A 17820-nucleotide genomic window follows, 5' to 3' on the forward strand; every position below is an offset into this window, starting at 1 on the left:
TGGATTGTCAAGTTGCACTTGCGAATTCCTTTCGCGCGTCTCGTGCTTTTGCATTGAGAATGACGAGCAGTTTTCGGGCCAGCGCGATGCGGATGACCATTTTCGGTTTGCCGGCGCTTTGCAACCTTTGCTGGAAAGAGGACAAATGCGGGTCGTAGCGGGCGGCGATTTGTGCGACGAGAAAGAGGATGCCGCGCGGGCCGCTGCGTCCGCCGCGCACGGGGCGGTGCCCCGTGCGCTTGCCACTGTCATTGGCGATCGGCGCCAGCCCCGCAAGCTTGGCGATCGCCTTGTTGGAGACCAGGCCGATCTCGGGCAGTTGCGCCATCAGCCGGGCGACGGTGCGCGCAGCGACGCCCTTGATCGAGCGGAAAGCGGCGTCGAGGCGGGCCCAGAGCGGGTCGTCGTCGATCAGCGAGGCGATCTCGCCTTCGAGCGTGCGGCTCTGGCGCAGGAGAAGGGCGATGACCTCGTCGAGGCTTGCACGGCTTTCCTCATCGCGCGCCGCATGCCGGCGCTGCTTCTGGACAACGAGATCGCCCGTCACCTGGGAAAGGCGCGCCACCAGCGCCGACAGCCGCACCTGGGCGGCCTGGGGCGGTGGCGTCGGAGTGATCGACTTGACCGCCGCGTAATGGGCGATGACGCCGGCATCGATCCTGTCGGTCTTTTCCATCCGTCCCATTGCCTCGGCGAAGTGGCGGACACTGCGTGCATTGGCCAACGCGCAGGCGATCCCCAGTTCCCACAACAGCAGGAAGGCGGTGCGCTCGTAACCGCCGGACGCCTCCATGACGACAAGCACCACGCCATGCGCCCGACACAGCTCAGCAAGGGCTCCAATGCCGGCCGCATCGTTGCCGAAGCGCTGGAAAACCCCGGCCGGCCGGATGTGTGCATCCAGCCAGTCCTTCGAAACGTCCACTCCACAAATGATCCTGTTCACGGTAACCTGCCTTGTGCGTGCGGTTGGAACCTAGCGACTGTTCGGTCGTACGTGACGATGCCGAAGATCCCTGGCTCATCCACGGTTGTAACCGGAGGGGCAACGGGCGACTTCGGCACGCCTCGGGTCGGGTGGCCACCCGGCCCGAGGCTCAGTCGCTTCCATCCCACAAAATCCTTTCGGGGAAGATACAAGGGGGCACCGAAGGCGCGGCTTTTTCTGGCTCCGGCCTTGCCGGAGACCCCCTCATCGCCTCGCGTTGCTCGGCACTTCTCCCCGCTGGGGAGAAGAGGAAAACATGACATTCACGGCCAATAGCCGCTAGGGAGAAGAAACTATGACCGAAGTCTTCGTTTACGACCACGTGCGCACGCCGCGCGGCCGGGGCAAGAAGGATGGGGCGCTGCACGAGGTGCCGACGCCGCGGCTGGCCGCCAAGGTGCTGCAGGCGATCCGCGACCGCAACGGGCTGGATACGTCCACCGTCGACGACATCATCATGGGCTGCGTCGATCCGGTGTTCGAAGCGGGCGCCGTGATCCCGAAGGCAGCCGCCTTCGAGGCCGGCTATTCCAACAAGGCACCCGGCGTGCAGATCTCCCGCTTCTGCGCCTCGGGCCTCGACGCCATCAACTTCGCGGCCGGCAAGATCGCCTATGGCGCCGACGACATCGTGATTGCCGGTGGCGTCGAGTCGATGTCGCGCGTCGGCATGGGCATGTCCGGCGGTGCCTGGTACATGGATCCGTCGGTCAACTTCCCCGGCTATTTCATGCCGCAGGGTGTCTCCGCCGACCTGATCGCCACCAAATACGGCTTCTCCCGCGATGACGTCGATGCCTATGCCGTCGAGAGCCAGAGGCGCGCCGGCCATTCCTGGGACAACGGCTATTTCGACAAGTCGGTCATCCCGGTGAAGGACCAGAACGGCATCACCATCCTTGCCAAGGACGAGCACATGCGTCCGACGACGACGATGCAGAACCTCGCCCAGCTTAACCCCTCCTTCCAGATGCCCGGCGAGATGGGCGGCTTCGAGGCCGTCGCCATACAGGCACATCCGGAAATCGAGAAGATCACTTACGTCCACCACGCCGGCAATTCGTCCGGCATCGTCGACGGTTCGGCCGCCGTCCTGCTCGGCTCGAAAGCCGGCGGTGAATCCATGGGTCTCAAACCTCGTGCCCGTATAAAAGCGTTTGCCAATATCGGCTCCGATCCGGCCCTGATGCTGACCGGCCCGGTCGACGTCACCGAAAAGCTCCTGAAGCGCGCCGGCATGTCGATCGCCGATATCGATCTGTTCGAACTCAACGAAGCCTTTGCCGCCGTCGTCCTGCGCTACATGCAGGCTTTCGATATCCCGCACGACAGGATCAACGTCAATGGCGGCGCCATCGCCATGGGCCATCCGCTCGGCGCCACCGGCGCGATGATCCTCGGCACCGTGCTCGACGAGCTGGAACGCCGCGGCCTTGAGACTGCGCTCGTCACGCTCTGCATCGGCGCGGGCATGGGCACCGCGACGATCATCGAACGGGTGTGACCCAATGAACACCGGAACAATCGAAACCGAATTTGCGGAGATCCGCGACCACTGGTCGCCGCGCGTCATCGCCGATCTCAACGGCCAGAGCGTCAAGCTCGCCAAGGTGCAGGATCACCTGACCTGGCATTCGCACCGCGACGAGGACGAATTGTTCCTCATCTGGAAGGGCGAGCTGACGATCGAGTATCGCGACCGGCCGAACGTCCACCTCAAGGCAGGCGATTTCCATGTCGTGCCGAAGGGAGTCGAGCATAATCCGGTCGCCGCAGAGGAATGCTGGATCGTCCTGTTCGAGCCATCGGAAACCAAACACACAGGCGACGTCGTTACGGACAAGACCAAGACCGTCGAAGCGCAACGCAGCCACCTGTCGGCCTGACATCTCCGGGAGAGAGACCATGAGCTACACCAATTTCACCATCGAAACCGACGCAGACGGCATAGCGCTCGTCACCTGGAACATGCCGGACAAGTCGATGAACGTCTTCACGGCCGATGTCATGAAGGAACTCGACGCCATCGTCGACCAGACCGTCGCCGATGAAGCCGTCAAGGGCGTCGTCTTCACCTCCGGCAAGTCCACCTTCTCCGGCGGCGCCGACCTGTCGATGATCAAGGGCATGTTCACCTTCCAGCAGGAGCAGAAAAAGCTCGATCCCGACAATGCCGCGCAAAAGCTGTTCGACCTGACCGGGCAGATGACCGGCCTGTTCCGCAAGCTGGAGACCTCAGGCAAACCCTGGGTCTCGGCCATCAACGGCACCTGCATGGGCGGCGCCTTCGAGCTGTCTCTCGCATGCCACGGCCGCGTCGCCGCCAATTCGAAATCCGTCAAGATCGCCCTGCCCGAAGTCAAGGTCGGCATCTTCCCCGGTGCCGGCGGCACGCAGCGTGTGCCGCGGCTGACCAATGCGCAGGATGCCCTGCAGATGATGACGACGGGCTCCTCGCTCACCCCCCAGCGCGCCAAGGCCATGGGCCTCATCCACGAGGTGGTCGAGCCCGCCGAGCTGATCAATGCCGCGAAGGCGATGATCAAGAACGGCCTGAAGCCCGTCCAGCCCTGGGACGAAAAGGGCTACAAGGTGCCCGGCGGCGGCATCTGGACGCCGGCGGCAGCCCAGCTCTGGCCGGCCGCCTCTGCAATTCTCCGCCGCGAAACCGCCGGCAACTATCCGGGCGGTCTTGCCATCCTGAAATGCGTCTATGAAGGCCTGCAGGTTCCCTTCGATACGGGCCTGAAGATCGAGCAGCGCTATTTCACCGAGATCCTGCAGACCACCGAGGCCTTCTCGATGATCCGCTCGCTGTTCATCTCGATGCAGGAACTCGGCAAGGGCGCCCGCCGCCCGGCCGGCATTCCCAAATCCGAGCTCAAGCAGATCGGCGTCGTCGGCGCCGGCTTCATGGGCGCCTCGATCGCCTATGTCGCCGCCGCCGCCGGCATCGAGGTGACCCTGATCGACCGCGACATGGAAACCGCCGAGAAGGGCAAGGCGCATTCCGAAGGTCTGGTCAAGGATTCGATCGGTAAGGGACGACTGACGCAGGACGAGGCAACCGCCCTTCTTGCCCGCATCACCCCGTCCGCCGATTACAACGACCTCAGGCAAGTCAAGCTCGTCGTCGAGGCGGTGTTCGAGGACCGCCAGGTGAAGAAAGACGTGATCGAGAAGGTCGAGGCGGTGCTGGCGCAGGACGCCATCTTCGCCTCCAACACCTCGACCCTGCCGATCACCGGTCTTGCCAAAAACTCGAAGCGCCCGGCCCAGTTCATCGGCATCCACTTCTTCTCGCCGGTCGAGAAGATGATGCTGACGGAGGTCATCCTCGGCAAGGAAACCGGCGACAAGGCGCTGGCCACAGCGCTCGATTTCGTCGCCGCGATCAAGAAGACGCCGATCGTCGTCAACGACACGCGCGGTTTCTACGTCAACCGCTGCGTCTTCCGCTATATCCACGAAGCCTATGACATGCTGATCGAGGGCGTGCCGGCAGCGATGATCGAGAACGTCGCCAAGATGGCCGGCATGCCGGTCGGCCCGCTGTCACTCAACGACGAAGTGGCGATCGACCTCAGCCAGAAAATCCTGAAAGCCTCGATCGCTGATCTTGGGCCGAGCTCGGTCGATCCCCGCCACATGGCGCTGATCAACAAGCTGGTCGACGATCTCGACCGGCGCGGCCGCAAGAACGGCAAGGGTTTTTACGACTATCCGGCCAAACCGGCCAAGAAGTCGCTCTGGCCGGGCCTCAAGGACCTCTACGAGCAGAAGCCGGCGGAAGACTTCGACGTCGAAACGATCAAGCAGCGCTTCCTCGTCACCATCGCGCTCGAAGCCGCCCGCGCACTAGAAGAAGGCATCGTCACCGACCCCCGCGAAGCCGACGTCGGCTCCATCCTCGGCTTCGGCTTCGCCCCCTATACCGGCGGCACGCTCTCCTATATCGACGGCATGGGCGTGAAGGCGTTCGTGGCGCTCTGCGAAAAGCTGGCAGCCAGCTACGGCGAACACTTCCAGCCGACGCCGCTGCTCAAGGACATGGCGGGCAAGGGCGAGACGTTTTACGGGCGGTTTGATCCGTATGGGGGGGCGGCGAAGGCTGCGTGAGGATTATCGATAGTATGAATGACGATACAGGCCCTTCGGGGCCTGTTTTAACATCGGGACGTCTGTTTTCGCACCCAACGCCATGGGTTTGCCGAACTTCTAGCGGTGTTTCCCCTCCTCCGTCATTCCTGTGCTTGTCACAGGAATCCAGCAGCGCCGCGTCTGCGGCGCGAAAGACTCTCTTCGTCTGACGTGGAACAGTTCCCTCACCGCGCGGACGCGCGGTGGCTGGATCCCTGTGACAAGCACAGGGATGACGGAGCGTGAAAGACGCCGCGCCCCGGCCCCACCCACACGTGAAGGGCCCACAAACGCCTGAATCGAAGCTTATCGTCGCTCGGATCGACGAGGCGAACATCGATCCGACTATCGTAGGCCAACTCTTACCGAACTCCATGCTGGTGTCCCATCGTCCGCAAAGGACCGTGGGAACGGTATCGGCGAAGGTGGCGCGCGTCGCAGCGGGCGTTGGCTCGGCTGCAAAGGCTATCGGCTAGACGCCCAGGTCCCTGAAATCAAGGTTCCTGAACCGATAGAGGTGTGTCATGACGCTCCTGCCCGACTTCTCCGCCGCCACGTTCGGCGATCCCACCGACATCACCAACATGTTCTTCCCGCTCCCCGGCGGGACCATCAACAGCTACGGCGCCACGCTCGTCGATCCCGAGACCGGCGAGGAGGAGACGGAGCGCAACGATCACTTCGCCACCTTCGACACGAAGGTGATCGAGGGCGTGGAGACCGTCGTCGTCAGGGATACGGCCTATGCCGACGGCGTCCTCGTCGAGGATACGCTCGACTGGTACGCGCAGGATGACGAGGGCAATGTCTGGTATCTCGGCGAGATCGCCACGAACTACAATTATGACGACGAGGGCAACTTCATCGGCACCGACTTCGACGGATCGTGGCAGGCAGGGGTCGATGGCGCAGCCCCCGGCTGGATCATGCGCGCGGCCCCGACGGCCGGCGACGACTATTTCCAGGAATTCTACGCCGGCGTGGCCGAGGACGAGGGCGAGGTGATCGCGACCGGCCTCCATGTCGATACGGATTTCGGCGCCTTTGACGATGTCGTCAAGATCCTCGACACCTCGGCGCTCGACCCCGGCGTCGGCGCCTTCAAATACTACGCGCCCGGCATCGGCCTGGTACTGGAAGAGGAGGTTGTGTTCTCCGAGGATGAGCCCGAGCTCGTCAGCGAGATCACCAACCGGCGCGAAGTCGAAGTCTCCGCCGCCGTCGATCCGACGGATCTCGCCTTCGCCGGAGAGGGCACGGAAAAGACCATCACCTTCGTCAGCGAGGACGCGAGCAGCAACGGCGCGATCGGCGCCTATACGTTCGACGCGGCGACGGGCGTGATCGGCGAGGCGCGCATCCTCTTTGCCGACACCGAGGATGCAAAGGCGGGTGCGAAGGCGCAGATGACGGTCGCGAGCGGCCAGTCGCTCGGCCTGTTCCTGATCCCGGATGTCGAGACGCTCGGCCTCGAGCTTGAGGACTACGCGGACGGCGGGCTTTTCTTCCGCAACTTCACGTCGGGCAATGTCGCTGATCTCTATGACGGCGACGACGCAACCACCTATACCCCGGGCGTGGCCACCATCTACGACCGCATCGCGCCGGTCGTCACCGACGACGAGGGCAACCTCCTGCCGATCCGGGCGTTCCATTCCGCCGGCAACCGCGACGGCTTCAATTTCCTCAATCCGGTGGCGGGTGAAAACGCCCTTGCGGCCGACCTCGGCACGGACGATGACGAGGTCGCCGTCGTCAGCTTCGAGGATGGCCTTGCCAGCACCGAAGACTTCGACGGCGATTTCGACGACGCCTTCGTCGCCGTCAGCGACGCGCCGCTCAGCCGGCAGGCGCTGAAGGAGCTGGTCGAGGAAACCGATATCAGCCGCCTCGTCGGCACGGACGGCAAGGATTGGCTCTTCGGAACCAGGGACGACGACCAGCTGATCGGGCTCGACGGCAACGACGTGATCAAGGGCCGCCACGGCGATGACCAGATCGAGGCCGGCGACGGCAACGACCGCGCCTATGGCGGCAAGGGTGACGACGAGATATTCGGCGAGGAGGGAAACGACCGGCTCTTCGGCGGCAAGGGCGACGACACGATCGACGGCGGCGAGGGTCATGACAGGATCTTTGGCGGCAGGGGCTTCGACGAGATCGACGGCGGCGATGGCCGCGACCGGCTGTATGGCGGCAAGGGCTTCGACGAGATCAAGGGCGGGGAAGGCAATGACTGGCTCTGGGCTGGCGCCAGCGGCGCGCGGATGTCCGGCGGCGCCGACGACGATACGCTCATCGGCCAGGCCTGCGCCAAAGACACCTTCGTCTTCGACCTGATCCCCTTCGGCGACGACCTGATCCGCCGCTTCGAAAACGGCAGAGACCACATCGAGATCGCAACCTATACCGGCGTCGAGAGCTTCGATGACATCGACGTCACACAGGAGGGCTCATCAACCGTGCTGACCTTCGCCGAGGGCACCGTCGAGCTCACCAAATTCAACGCCACCCGCATCGACGCTTCCGATTTCTTTTTTGTCTGAGGCTTGGGAGGGAGCGCGGCAGGCGGGGCGGCGTTTCTGTCGTCCCCGGTGCACGGTTTCGATCGTCACCGGGTGCGCTGGCGGCGGGCTCGTGCTATCGACACGTGGCACGACTCCTCGCTCGCGCCGCCATTCCTGTCTCCGGGCTTGACCCGGGGATCAGTCACAGGAATCCAGCCGCCCCGCGTCCGCGACGCGAAAGACTCTCCCCTGCCTCCATGAAGCCGCATACTCATAGCTCCCGATCAGAGCACACTCTCTCTTCCGTCATTCCTGTGCCTGTCACAGGAATCCAGCCACGCGACGTCCGTCGCGTGGAAGACTCTTTCGCTTGAAATAGAGAGGTCCCCTCACCGCGCAGACGCGCGGTGGCTGGATCCCTGTGACGAGCACAGGGATGACGGAGGCTGGGGCCAACGCCGCGTCAAACAACGAACTCGCGAAAACGCCAAAACGCCCCTCTTGTCAGCCCGCTTCCCATACCGCACCCTCCCCCCATGAAAGGCTACGTCTACATCCTCGCCTCGAAGCGCAACGGCACGCTCTATACCGGCGTAACGAGCGATCTGCCGGGCCGGTTGTTCGAGCATCAGAACGAACTCACCAAGGGCTTTACCAGCCGCTACGGCGTCAAGACGCTGGTGTGGTTCGAAGAACATGATCTGGTGACCACAGCGATCACGCGGGAAAAGACCATCAAGAAATGGCCGCGCCAGTGGAAGCTCAATCTGATCGAGGCGATGAACCCGGACTGGGAGGACATCGCGCATTATCTGCATGGGCTGTGAGGGGAGCGGCAGCATCCTGCCGCCAACTGAACACCCCTTCTCATGGGCGCTGCATGCTCGCAACTTTCGGCACGCAGCCCCCTCTCCCCCCGTCATTCCTGTGCTTGTCACAGGAATCCAGCAGCGCCGCGTCTGCGGCGCGAAAGACTCCTCTCGTTACTGCGGACATGAAAGTCTCTCACCGCGCGGACGCGCGGTGGCTGGATCCCTGTGACAAGCACAGGGATGACGGAGGCTGGGGCCAACGGCGCGTCAAACAACGAACTCGCGAAAACGCCGAACACCCTTGTCAGCCCGCCTCCCCTGCCGCCAACTGAGCACCGCTTCTCGTGGGTGCCGCATACTCGAAATTATCGGAACGCGGCACCTCCTCTCCTCCGTCATTCCTGTGCCCGTCACAGGAATCCAGCGCGCCGCGTCTGCGGCGCGAAAGACTCTCCTTTTCTCCGTCAACATAGAGGTCCCCTCACCGCGCAGACGCGCGGCGGCTGGATCCCTGTGACGAGCACAGGGATGACGGAGTTTGGGGGAAGGCCCGCGCCAACCAACTGCCCCCTAGGGAATACTCCCGTTCTGTACCGTCGCGGGAGCGGTTGCTGCCCCCCCCTTAGCCAGACGCATGGCAAGAGATACACTCGCCTCAACCGCCACGCCCAGCCGGACCACCCATGCAAGCACTCGACACCCTCACCTGCACCAACCCCGCCGAATGGGAATCCTGGCTGGCAGACAACCATGCGCAATCCCCCGGCATCTGGCTGCTGATCGCCAAGAAGGGCTCCACCAAGCCCTTGATCACCATCGGCGAGGCGCTCGATGTCGCCCTCTGCTACGGCTGGATCGACAGCCAGCGAAAGGGCTACGACGCACACACCTACCTGCAGCGCTATTCGCCCCGGGGGCGCAAGAGCCCGTGGTCGCGGCTCAATGTCGAGCGGGTCGAAGCGCTCACCGAGGCCGGGCGGATGCGGCCGGCCGGCCTGGCGCAAGTCGCAGCGGCACAGGCCGACGGGCGCTGGGCGGTCGCCTATGAGCCGCAGCGCAAGGCCGGCCTGCCGGACGATGTCGCCTCCGCCCTTGGCGAAAACGCGCGGGCGAAAACGGCCTTCGAACGGCTCGACAAGAGCGGCCAATACGCCCTGATCCTGCCTCTCCTGAAAGCCACCACGCCGGAGATCCGCGCCGCCCGCCTCAAGAAGGCGATCGCCAAGCTCGCGGACCAATAGTCGCCGCCGTCGCCGGACCGTGTCAATCATTCCAGTGGCTTGCCCGGCAGGCCCGGGAAAATTCATCCCCGCTCATCCCCGGCCTGAAAACCTGCCCCATACTCTCCCTTGCCTCCGTCGCCGGAGTGTTTCGCGAGACGGTCGCGGGCAGGCGGGGCCGGCGCCCTGGTTTGACCCGTAACGTGCGGGAACGGCCAGGGAGGTGAAAGCCATGGCGGTCCTGTCCTTGGGGCAGCCGCCTATCAAGCCTCCCCCGGATCGCCAGGTCCGGTTCGGTTGAGCCGTGCAAGTGGCCGGGCGTCCCGAAAGGATGTCGTGAAGAAAGCCATGCAGCGAGGCGAGGCAAACACCTGTAGAGGCCGGAAGCCTCGAAAGAACGCCGAAGGCCACGCGAGTGCGGAGCCACAGACTAAAAACTCAAATGAGGTTCCGCACTCGTGTGGGCTCTCTACGGATCTCAACACGGGCAGACCTGCCGCGTGACCGCAAAAGCGTGCGCAAAGGAAAGGTGGAAACAATGGTCAGAAGCAAGGAAGAATGGCAGCGCATCCAGGAAGAAGAAGACGCCGAACCCTATCTGCCCGGTTTCACCCGGGGCGAATTCGACCGGCTGCCCGAGAGCCAGCAGCAGCGCGAGAGCCAGAAATTCTTCCAGATCTCCGCCAGTTCGCTTGGCTACTGGAAGACCTGCAGCCTCTCCCCTTGCCGCCGGGCAAAGGCCTGCAAGGGCTTCCTTTCAGAGGCACAGGCAAAGTCCGGTAATTACCAACCGTATTTTCCACCCTGCATCCGCGAAGGTGCGTATCGCCAGGGCCATACTCTGACCGAAGCCGAAAGACTTTTCGCGGGAGAGGATGCGGAAGAGAACGGATAGGACCGCCGGCAGTGCCGGCGGCCGAGAGGTCGCGATATGGGGGCGGCGGTCTGGGGGCGGCCCTTAGGCCGCCATGCCCTGGATGGCCGAGACCTGCCAGTCGCCACCGCGCTTGCGCAGGAAGGTCCAGAGTTCGACGGCTTCGGTCGGATGGTCCGGATCGCCCTCGACGACGCGGCCGGTGGCGCGCTCGCGCGTCACGTCGATGCTCTCGTAGCGCATGGCGACCGTCGCATAGTCGGCGCCGTCCTCGCGCCAGGCTTCCGCCACGTCGCCCTGCACCAGATGCACGTCGCTGACCTCGTTCTTCAGGCCCTTGGTGGCATTCTCGCTCAGTTCTTCCGCCAGCCAGGACATCGCCTCGGGCGTCGTCAGCTTGCGCAGCGCTGCATAATCCTCGGCCGCGTAGGCCGCCTGCACCTGCTTCAGCATCGTCTCGAACTGATCGAGATCCGCTTGCCCGACGCCGATCTCGTCCGTCGACTGGGACGCGGTCCGCGCCGACTCCGGCCGGGTCCCGCCGCCGATCTGCGGAATCTTGAAGGAGCCGGCGCCAAAACCATTGCCCGACTGGCCGGAATAACCCGTCGCCGCACCGCGCTGCGAATAGCCGGCGGCGGCCGGTTCGTTGCGGCGGCCGAAGAAGCGCATGGCCAGCATGACGGCACCGAAGATCAAGCCGACCTGCAGCAACAGGCCCAGGAAACCGGCAGCGCCGCCCAGCCCGTTGCCCATCAGCATGCCGATCAGGCCGCCAAGCGCCAGGCCGCCGAGCAGCGAGCGGCCGAAACCGCCAAAAAGACCGGGGCGCTGGGCGCCCGGCCGCGTCTGGCCGATGGTCTGCTGGCCGGCTGTCTGGCCCGGAGTCTGCTGCGGCGTCATTGTCCGGTTGATCGGCGCGGCGTCGCCGGGTGCCGTGCGGGTGATCGGCGGCGTCGAAAACGTCCTTGTGCCGCGGCTGCCGAAGCCGCTGCCGGCGCGCCGCGCCTCGGCCAGATCGACCGCCGTCAACATCACCATCGAAGCGACCGCAATCGTCGCCAGAACCCGTCCAACCTTAAACATAACCCAATCCTGTCGTTCTCTCCCGGCGCGCTGAAGCACGCCTTGTGCCGGAGATATGGGGGGCTTTGCACCGGAATTGAAGGGGTTTGCGGCCGAGTTCACCGTAAAGCGGGGTCGGAGCAGCTCGTTTCGGAGAAATTTCAAAGGTTGCGCCATCGGGCTCCGGACTTCCGGATGGAAGCGCCTCGCGACCGGCAGGTGGGTTTCCACGGAGGATGGGCGGCGCCCCCTGCATTTCAATCAGATGATTGTGTTGAAACGGCGCAGTTGCAGGATTATTTTCCTCATGCGCTTTACTAAAGCTCGCGTTTTCGCTAATGTTCCGCCAAACGGCAAGAAGCCGACAGCAGAAGAAAGCGTCACGCTTCACCGCCCGCAGGATGCGCAACGATGTTTTCACATGACCGGATCTGGGGCGCGATCGATGCGCTCGCCGAGCGTCATCAGCTATCCCCTTCGGGTCTCGCCCGGCGGGCCGGGCTCGATCCGACGTCGTTCAACAAATCCAAGCGGCACTCCGCCGACGGGCGCGAGCGCTGGCCTTCGACGGAATCGATCGCCAAGGTTCTCGACGCCACCGGCTCGACGATCACCCAGTTCATGGAATTCCTGCGCCCGGGACCGGTGTCCGGCGCCCTGCCCGAAGGTGCGTTTCCACCACAAACCGGCTCTATCCCCCTGCTCGGCTTCGCCCAGGCGGGTGCCGGCGGCTTTTTCGACGATGGCGGCTTTCCGGCCGGCCAGGGCTGGGACGTGGTCGAGTTTCCGGCAGCTCCCGGCGCCAAGGCCGGCGTCTATGCGCTGGAAATCCAGGGGGACAGCATGCTGCCGCTCTACCGTGACGGCGACGTCTTGATCGTCGAACCCGGCGCGCAGATCCGCCGCGGCGACCGCGTCGTGGTGAAGACGGCCGAGGGCGAGGTCATGGCCAAGGTGCTGGTGCGCCAGACCGCGCGCAGCATCGAGCTGCTTTCGCTCAACCCGGAGCATCCGAACCGCACATTCGAGCTCAGCGAGGTCGAGTGGATAGCCCGTATCATCTGGGCCAGCCAATAGGACAGTTTTCCTCATGAAGCGGCACCTCACCACCACCGGCGGCGGATTGCTTGGCATTTTTCTGACGGTCGTGCTTCTGGAAAGCGGTGCATCGGTCATCCAGGGACGGCAGAGCGCTGCGACCCCCGAATTCACGCTTGAAACCCCGGATCTGAGCGATGTGCCGGATCTGGGCGGCAGCGAAACCGGTGAAGCGGCAACGGACGGTGGCGCGCAAGTGCCGATCGATGCCGCCGAAAACAGCGCGGCCGATCCCGAGGGCAAATCCGCGCGTGACATCGCGCCGGAACAATTCGGCTTGCCTGAGGAGGTAACGGCAAAGCCGCTCGCGCGGGTCGAGGCCCGCCAGCCGCTCTCCGATCCCGTGGCAAAGCCGGAGCCGGTTCCATCCGTCCTTCGCCATCCGGTGGCTCTTTCGGCGGGCCTTATCCAGTTCGACGGCGACCGCCTGCTGCAGCTTGACGGGCTCGTCTCGCAGACAGCCGAGCGGACATGCGGCGCCAACGGCAAGAGCTGGCCCTGCGGTATCGTTGCACGCACCGCATTCCGCAATTTCCTCAGAGCGCGCGCTCTCCTGTGCGACATCCCGAAAAACGGCTGGGAGGGGACGCTGACCACCACCTGCACCGTCAACAACACCGATCCCGCCGTCTGGCTCGCGGAAAACGGCTGGGCGGAAGCTGAGGCTGGATCGCCGCTCGAGGACAAGGTGGAAGCGGCGAGAAAATCCCGTCTCGGCTTTTTCGGAGGCGATCCCCGCGATTTCAGCGCAACGCCTGTACCGCTTGATGAAACGGCAGTGCCCGAGGAACCACAAACCGACGCAGATGCGCGCGAGCCGGGCTTGTAAGCAGAAGCGCCGGTCCATACCTCTTTGCCAGTCCCCAGCAGCACGGATAGATCATGCCCGAGAACCTCAGCCATCACGAAGCCCTTATCTATGTCATGGTGATGATGTCGGCGGTCGACAAGGCCATGACCGATCACGAACTGGAAGGCATCGGCCGGCTTGCCCGCTTCCTGCCGGTCTTCGACGGCTTCGACGATGACCGGCTGGTGCATGTGGCACGGGAATGCGGGGCTCTCCTCGACGGGCCGGAAGGATTGGATATCGCGCTTGAGGTGGTGCGGGAGGCGCTCCCTCCCCGCCTCTACGATACCGCTTACGCCGTCGCTGTGGAGCTTGCCGCCGCCGACCATTCCATCCAGAACGAGGAAATCCGGCTGCTGCAGCTTCTTCGTGATCGGTTGGGCCTCGACAAGCTCACCTGTGCCGCCATTGAGCGCAGCGCCATTGCCCGCTTCCGCAAATAAGGGTCGGAAATTGCCGCCTCACGTCAAGGTGCGTTTCCCGTGAAGACGATCCCGATAAGATAGGCATTGCGGAGAAACCGGCACGGAAACCATAGTGGCGCATATGACGGTACAGATATTCGGAATCGGCGAAGCGGTCTGGCGGGTCGCGTTTTTTACTGCGATCTTTCTGTCGCTCGCTCTCTTGGAACTGCTGCATCCGCGCCTGGAGCGGCCGGAACTGATGCGCGCACTGAAGGCGCAGCGCTGGTTCACCAACCTCTCCATCCTCGTCCTCTCGTCGCTGTTGCTGCGGATCATCTTTCCAGCCGCAGCAACGGGTGTCGCGCTCTGGGCCGAAGCGAAGGGTTACGGTCTTTTGCCGATGACCGGCCTGCCTCCGCTTGTCGGCGGCGTGCTGGCCTTCGTCATCCTCGATTTCGCCATCTGGCTGGAGCATGTCATCTTTCACAAGGTGCCGCTGCTCTGGCGCATCCATCGCGTCCATCATGCCGATACGGGGTTGGATCTCACCACGGGTCTGCGTTTTCACCCGCTGGAGATCCTGATATCGATGCTCTGGAAATCGGCAGCCATCCTGCTCCTCGGTGCGCCGGCCGTCAGTGTGCTGATCTTCGAGATCGTGCTCAATGGCACGGCGATGTTCAACCACGCCAATCTGAGGCTTCCGCAGCGAACAGACCAGATCCTGCGCCGCTTCATCGTTACGCCGGACATGCACAGCGTCCACCATTCCGCCGAGCCGCAAGATACCGACTCGAATTACGGGTTCAATCTCTCCCTGTGGGACCGGATGTTTTCAACCTACCTTACCCGCTCGAAACATGAGCCGAAGGATGTCAGGATCGGTCTTGCGCAATACGGTAATCCCCTGCCGGCGCGGCTTCTCTGGTCGCTGCTCCTGCCGTTTCGAAAGGCATAGAGAGGTGGCGATCAATAAATGCCGGCGGGGAAATACCGCAGATAGATTTCGTTGAGACGGCCCTTGCGGGAGAGTTCGAGCAAAGCGTGATCGATCGCCTGCGTGAGCGCCGGATCACCCTTGCGGTTCATGATCGCGAGGCCCTCCCCCAGAAAACGCTGCGAGAAATAGGCGCCATCCAGCAGCGTACAGCAATTGCCAGCGTCGCTGCCCGCTGTCCAGAAGGACAGTTGCATGCCATCGGAGAAGACCGCAGCAACGGTCCCCTCCTTCAGCGCCGCAAGCATGGTGTCGCGGGTGGGAAACGATCTCGTTTCGAGCTTCGGAAAAAACGCCTTCAGCATCGCTTCGTGCGTGGTTCCGGACACCGCACCGACCGGCTTGCTGCCAAGCGCGCCTGCCGAAAGATCGCCGCCCGCGGCTTGCCGATTGGCCGCGAACCGGGCTGGCAGCTTCATGAAGGCACGGGAAAAGGCGAAGCGCTGGCGAAGCTCGGGACTGACGCCGATCCCCGCGACGATTGCCTCTCCCTGCCCGTCTTCGAGCGCCGGCTGCAGTTCCGCGAACGTCACGGCCTGGATCTGGCATTTGGCCTCGATCTCCAGCTCCCCGCAGATTTCCCGCACCAGATCGACATGGAAGCCTGAAAGCTTGCCCGACTGATCGATAAAATTGAACGGCGGAAAATCCACTGCGGTCAAAAAGCGCAGTCGCGCCAGACCGCTCAAGTCCGGTTTCGCAATCCGCTCGCGCGCGTCAAACAACAAAGGCAGGTCGTGGACGCCGGCGGCCCGCGAAAAAGCTGAAAAATGTGCAACCAGCAGCACGAAAAGCGTGAAAATCCCACAGAATTTTAGGAATGCACGGAACGCGCGCGTCATTATGATCATTCCCAGGGTCGATAAAGGGGATATTGCCACGCGTGCGGCAACGGGGTTTTGATGCGTCTCGGAGAATATCCGGACAATTCCGGAATGGCTACTGCAAATGAAGCGCCGGCCAGGCGAACACCGTCTGCCGCAACGGCGCAGCTGTTCTCGCCGGCTTTGAAGCGGGAAGGCCGCCTGCTGCTGCAGATGGGCATCGGCAAACCCTTGATTGCGCAAGCGATGCTGCTCGCCAAAGAGCACGGCACCACCGTCGAGGAAGAACTTCTCGCCTTCGCCGAGATCAATGAGGCCATCTATTTCGAGGCGCTTGCCGAAAGGCTCGGACTTGAATTCATGCCGGATATTGACCCGAGCCGGGTGCAGGATATTGCGGGGCTGGATACGCAGATCATACGGCCGGAAATGCTGCGTGTTCATCATGCAAGCCGCCCGCCGATCACCGTGATCGTTCCCTCGCTCTCCCGGCTGGACGAGGTCGCGGCGCTTCTTGAACGCACACCGCTGCTGCGCCAGTCGCTCGCCGTCTCGACCCCTTCCGTGGTGCGCAATGCCGCCTGGCAGGCCGGGCGCCTGCGCCGGGTGACTGCAACAACGCGGGCGCTTTTCGAAACGACCCCGCTTCACAGCGCCCGCATCACCTTCTGGGGAAAACAGGGATTTTATGCCGGCGTCTTTCTCTGCGCCCTGATCGCGGCCGTCATCACGCTGCCGATTATCAGCCTGCTGATGCTGCATATCGTGCTGACATTGTTCTATCTGGCCAATTTTTCCGTGCGGCTCTACGCGCTGGGCTGTGCCTTTCGGCAGGAGCGCTCCGCACGAAAGCCGCGCGCGACGGTGCCGGCCGGGCCCTTGCCCGTCTATTCAGTCCTGGTCGCGCTCTACAAGGAAGAAAACGTTGCCGCCCAGTTGATCGAGGCGTTGGACCGGCTCGACTGGCCACGCTCGCGCCTCGATATCAAGCTGATCTGCGAGGAGGATGACCAGGAGACGATCGCAGCGTTGCGGACGCTGCCGCTAGCGCCCGAGTATGAGATCGTGCTTGTTCCCGTGCATCTGCCGCGCACCAAGCCGAAGGCTTTGAGCTATGCTCTGCCGGGCGTTCGCGGCACCTTCGTCACCGTCTATGACGCGGAAGACCGGCCGCATCCGGGCCAATTGCGCGAGGCCCATGCCGCGTTCATGGCAGCACCCGAGCGCGTGATCTGCCTGCAGGCGCCGTTGATCGTCACCAATGCACGGCAATCGTGGCTGAGCGCGCTGTTTGCGGTGGAATATGCCGGGCTGTTTCGCGGGTTGTTGCCGATGCTGTCGCTGACCGGGTTGCCGCTGCCGCTCGGCGGCACATCCAACCATTTTCGGACTGCGGAACTGCGGCACATCGGCGGCTGGGACCCGTACAATATGACCGAGGATGCGGACCTCGGCATGCGCCTGCATCGCTTGGGCTATCGCTCGCGTGTCATCTTCAGACCCACCTTCGAGGAGGCGCCGGTGACGCTGCCGGTCTGGCTCGGCCAGCGGACGCGCTGGTTCAAGGGCTGGCTGCAGACCTGGCTGGTGCTGATGCGCAAACCTGCGCAACTTGGCAGGGAAACGGGCTGGCCATCCTTTGCCGTCTTTCAGGTCCTGATCGCAGGCATGCTTGTGTCCTCGCTCAGTCACCCCATCGTCATCGGATTTCTCGTCTATCTGACATGGCTGATGGTTCAGCAGAGCACGCATGTGGACAGTTGGCTCGCCTTCTGGCTGTTTGCCTGCGATATCGTCAACCTGTTCGGCAGCTATGCCGTCTTCATTGCGCTCGGGCGTAACCGAATGGGAGCGAGGGAAAGACGTGCCGTTGGAATGCGCTGGGCCTTCGTGCCGTTCTACTGGCTGATCATGTCGCTCGCCGCCTGGAGGGCGGTGCTGGAACTCCAGACCAATCCGTTCTCCTGGAACAAGACGCCACATGAACCAGTGAGCGAAAAATAAGAGAACGGTTGCAGCGGGTAGCGAACCCGCGCGA

15 protein-coding genes are annotated in these 17820 nt (G+C 63.4%); 12 read left to right on the top strand and 3 right to left on the bottom strand.

Translation table 11 applies throughout. From position 1 onward, the window contains the following. Positions 1–7: 7 nt before the first annotated feature. Entirely contained in the window at positions 8–946 is a 939-nt protein-coding gene (locus tag ACSQ3F_RS03490; RefSeq protein ID WP_436098946.1) for an IS110 family transposase, read from the bottom strand. A gap of 337 nt (positions 947–1283) precedes the next feature. On the opposite strand from ACSQ3F_RS03490, the gene ACSQ3F_RS03495 reads away from it, so the two are divergent. The 7 genes from ACSQ3F_RS03495 (at position 1284) to ACSQ3F_RS03525 (ending at position 10562) form a co-directional block, all read left to right on the top strand. Continuing rightward, positions 1284–2492: an acetyl-CoA C-acetyltransferase gene (locus ACSQ3F_RS03495; RefSeq protein ID WP_436098947.1), complete on the top strand. Its 1209-nt coding sequence runs from the start codon at positions 1284–1286 to the stop codon at positions 2490–2492. 4 nt (positions 2493–2496) lie between these two features. Continuing rightward, a complete protein-coding gene (locus ACSQ3F_RS03500; protein WP_436098948.1) occupies positions 2497–2874 on the top strand; it encodes a cupin domain-containing protein in 378 nt (125 codons plus the stop codon). Between the two features lie 19 nt (positions 2875–2893). Then, the gene (locus ACSQ3F_RS03505) at positions 2894–5107 is read left to right on the top strand and encodes an FAD-dependent oxidoreductase (protein ID WP_436098949.1); all 2214 of its coding nucleotides are present in this window, start codon (positions 2894–2896) and stop codon (positions 5105–5107) included. A gap of 545 nt (positions 5108–5652) precedes the next feature. Then, the gene (locus ACSQ3F_RS03510; protein WP_436098950.1) at positions 5653–7674 is read left to right on the top strand and encodes a calcium-binding protein; all 2022 of its coding nucleotides are present in this window, start codon (positions 5653–5655) and stop codon (positions 7672–7674) included. A gap of 497 nt (positions 7675–8171) precedes the next feature. After that, complete coding sequence (locus tag ACSQ3F_RS03515; RefSeq protein ID WP_113242878.1) at positions 8172–8462, top strand: GIY-YIG nuclease family protein; 291 nt, start codon at positions 8172–8174, stop codon at positions 8460–8462. Between the two features lie 668 nt (positions 8463–9130). After that, the gene (locus ACSQ3F_RS03520) at positions 9131–9688 is read left to right on the top strand and encodes a YdeI/OmpD-associated family protein (RefSeq protein ID WP_436098951.1); all 558 of its coding nucleotides are present in this window, start codon (positions 9131–9133) and stop codon (positions 9686–9688) included. A 517-nt stretch (positions 9689–10205) separates the two neighbouring features. Further along, complete coding sequence (locus ACSQ3F_RS03525) at positions 10206–10562, top strand: hypothetical protein (RefSeq protein WP_436098952.1); 357 nt, start codon at positions 10206–10208, stop codon at positions 10560–10562. 63 nt (positions 10563–10625) lie between these two features. Here the strand turns inward: ACSQ3F_RS03525 and ACSQ3F_RS03530 are convergent, their stop codons facing one another. Next, positions 10626–11627, bottom strand: coding sequence for a Tim44 domain-containing protein (locus ACSQ3F_RS03530; protein WP_436098953.1), 1002 nt, complete (start codon positions 11625–11627; stop codon positions 10626–10628). Positions 11628–12017: 390 nt separating this feature from the next. Here ACSQ3F_RS03530 and ACSQ3F_RS03535 point away from each other — a divergent pair, with 390 nt between their 5' ends. From ACSQ3F_RS03535 to ACSQ3F_RS03550, 4 genes are all read left to right on the top strand, one after another. Then, positions 12018–12683: a S24 family peptidase gene (locus ACSQ3F_RS03535; RefSeq protein WP_436098954.1), complete on the top strand. Its 666-nt coding sequence runs from the start codon at positions 12018–12020 to the stop codon at positions 12681–12683. A 13-nt stretch (positions 12684–12696) separates the two neighbouring features. Beyond that, a complete protein-coding gene (locus ACSQ3F_RS03540; protein WP_436098955.1) occupies positions 12697–13533 on the top strand; it encodes a thermonuclease family protein in 837 nt (278 codons plus the stop codon). Between the two features lie 53 nt (positions 13534–13586). Next, entirely contained in the window at positions 13587–13997 is a 411-nt protein-coding gene (locus tag ACSQ3F_RS03545) for a tellurite resistance TerB family protein (protein ID WP_436098956.1), read from the top strand. Positions 13998–14100: 103 nt separating this feature from the next. Then, a complete protein-coding gene (locus ACSQ3F_RS03550) occupies positions 14101–14919 on the top strand; it encodes a sterol desaturase family protein (RefSeq protein WP_436098957.1) in 819 nt (272 codons plus the stop codon). Positions 14920–14930: 11 nt separating this feature from the next. On the opposite strand, the gene ACSQ3F_RS03555 is transcribed toward ACSQ3F_RS03550, so the two are convergent. Continuing rightward, positions 14931–15800: a transporter substrate-binding domain-containing protein gene (locus tag ACSQ3F_RS03555; protein WP_436098958.1), complete on the bottom strand. Its 870-nt coding sequence runs from the start codon at positions 15798–15800 to the stop codon at positions 14931–14933. A gap of 93 nt (positions 15801–15893) precedes the next feature. Between ACSQ3F_RS03555 and ACSQ3F_RS03560 the strand changes: the two genes are divergently transcribed. Continuing rightward, positions 15894–17786: a glycosyltransferase family 2 protein gene (locus tag ACSQ3F_RS03560; protein ID WP_436098959.1), complete on the top strand. Its 1893-nt coding sequence runs from the start codon at positions 15894–15896 to the stop codon at positions 17784–17786. The last annotated feature ends 34 nt before the right edge of the window (positions 17787–17820 follow it).

Origin of the sequence: Pararhizobium sp. LjRoot238 (assembly GCF_964252955.1) — a bacterium.
GTDB lineage: Bacteria > Pseudomonadota > Alphaproteobacteria > Rhizobiales > Rhizobiaceae > Pararhizobium.

Coding starts and splice junctions, on each gene's coding strand:
- ACSQ3F_RS03495 (WP_436098947.1), top strand. CDS start 1,284: ATGACCGAAGTCTTCGTTTACGACCACGTGCGCACGCCGCGCGGCCGG.
- ACSQ3F_RS03520 (WP_436098951.1), top strand. CDS start 9,131: ATGCAAGCACTCGACACCCTCACCTGCACCAACCCCGCCGAATGGGAA.
- ACSQ3F_RS03560 (WP_436098959.1), top strand. CDS start 15,894: ATGGCTACTGCAAATGAAGCGCCGGCCAGGCGAACACCGTCTGCCGCA.
- ACSQ3F_RS03550 (WP_436098957.1), top strand. CDS start 14,101: ATGACGGTACAGATATTCGGAATCGGCGAAGCGGTCTGGCGGGTCGCG.
- ACSQ3F_RS03510 (WP_436098950.1), top strand. CDS start 5,653: ATGACGCTCCTGCCCGACTTCTCCGCCGCCACGTTCGGCGATCCCACC.
- ACSQ3F_RS03540 (WP_436098955.1), top strand. CDS start 12,697: ATGAAGCGGCACCTCACCACCACCGGCGGCGGATTGCTTGGCATTTTT.
- ACSQ3F_RS03500 (WP_436098948.1), top strand. CDS start 2,497: ATGAACACCGGAACAATCGAAACCGAATTTGCGGAGATCCGCGACCAC.
- ACSQ3F_RS03525 (WP_436098952.1), top strand. CDS start 10,206: ATGGTCAGAAGCAAGGAAGAATGGCAGCGCATCCAGGAAGAAGAAGAC.
- ACSQ3F_RS03515 (WP_113242878.1), top strand. CDS start 8,172: ATGAAAGGCTACGTCTACATCCTCGCCTCGAAGCGCAACGGCACGCTC.
- ACSQ3F_RS03535 (WP_436098954.1), top strand. CDS start 12,018: ATGTTTTCACATGACCGGATCTGGGGCGCGATCGATGCGCTCGCCGAG.
- ACSQ3F_RS03555 (WP_436098958.1), bottom strand. CDS start 15,800: ATGACGCGCGCGTTCCGTGCATTCCTAAAATTCTGTGGGATTTTCACG.
- ACSQ3F_RS03545 (WP_436098956.1), top strand. CDS start 13,587: ATGCCCGAGAACCTCAGCCATCACGAAGCCCTTATCTATGTCATGGTG.
- ACSQ3F_RS03505 (WP_436098949.1), top strand. CDS start 2,894: ATGAGCTACACCAATTTCACCATCGAAACCGACGCAGACGGCATAGCG.
- ACSQ3F_RS03530 (WP_436098953.1), bottom strand. CDS start 11,627: ATGTTTAAGGTTGGACGGGTTCTGGCGACGATTGCGGTCGCTTCGATG.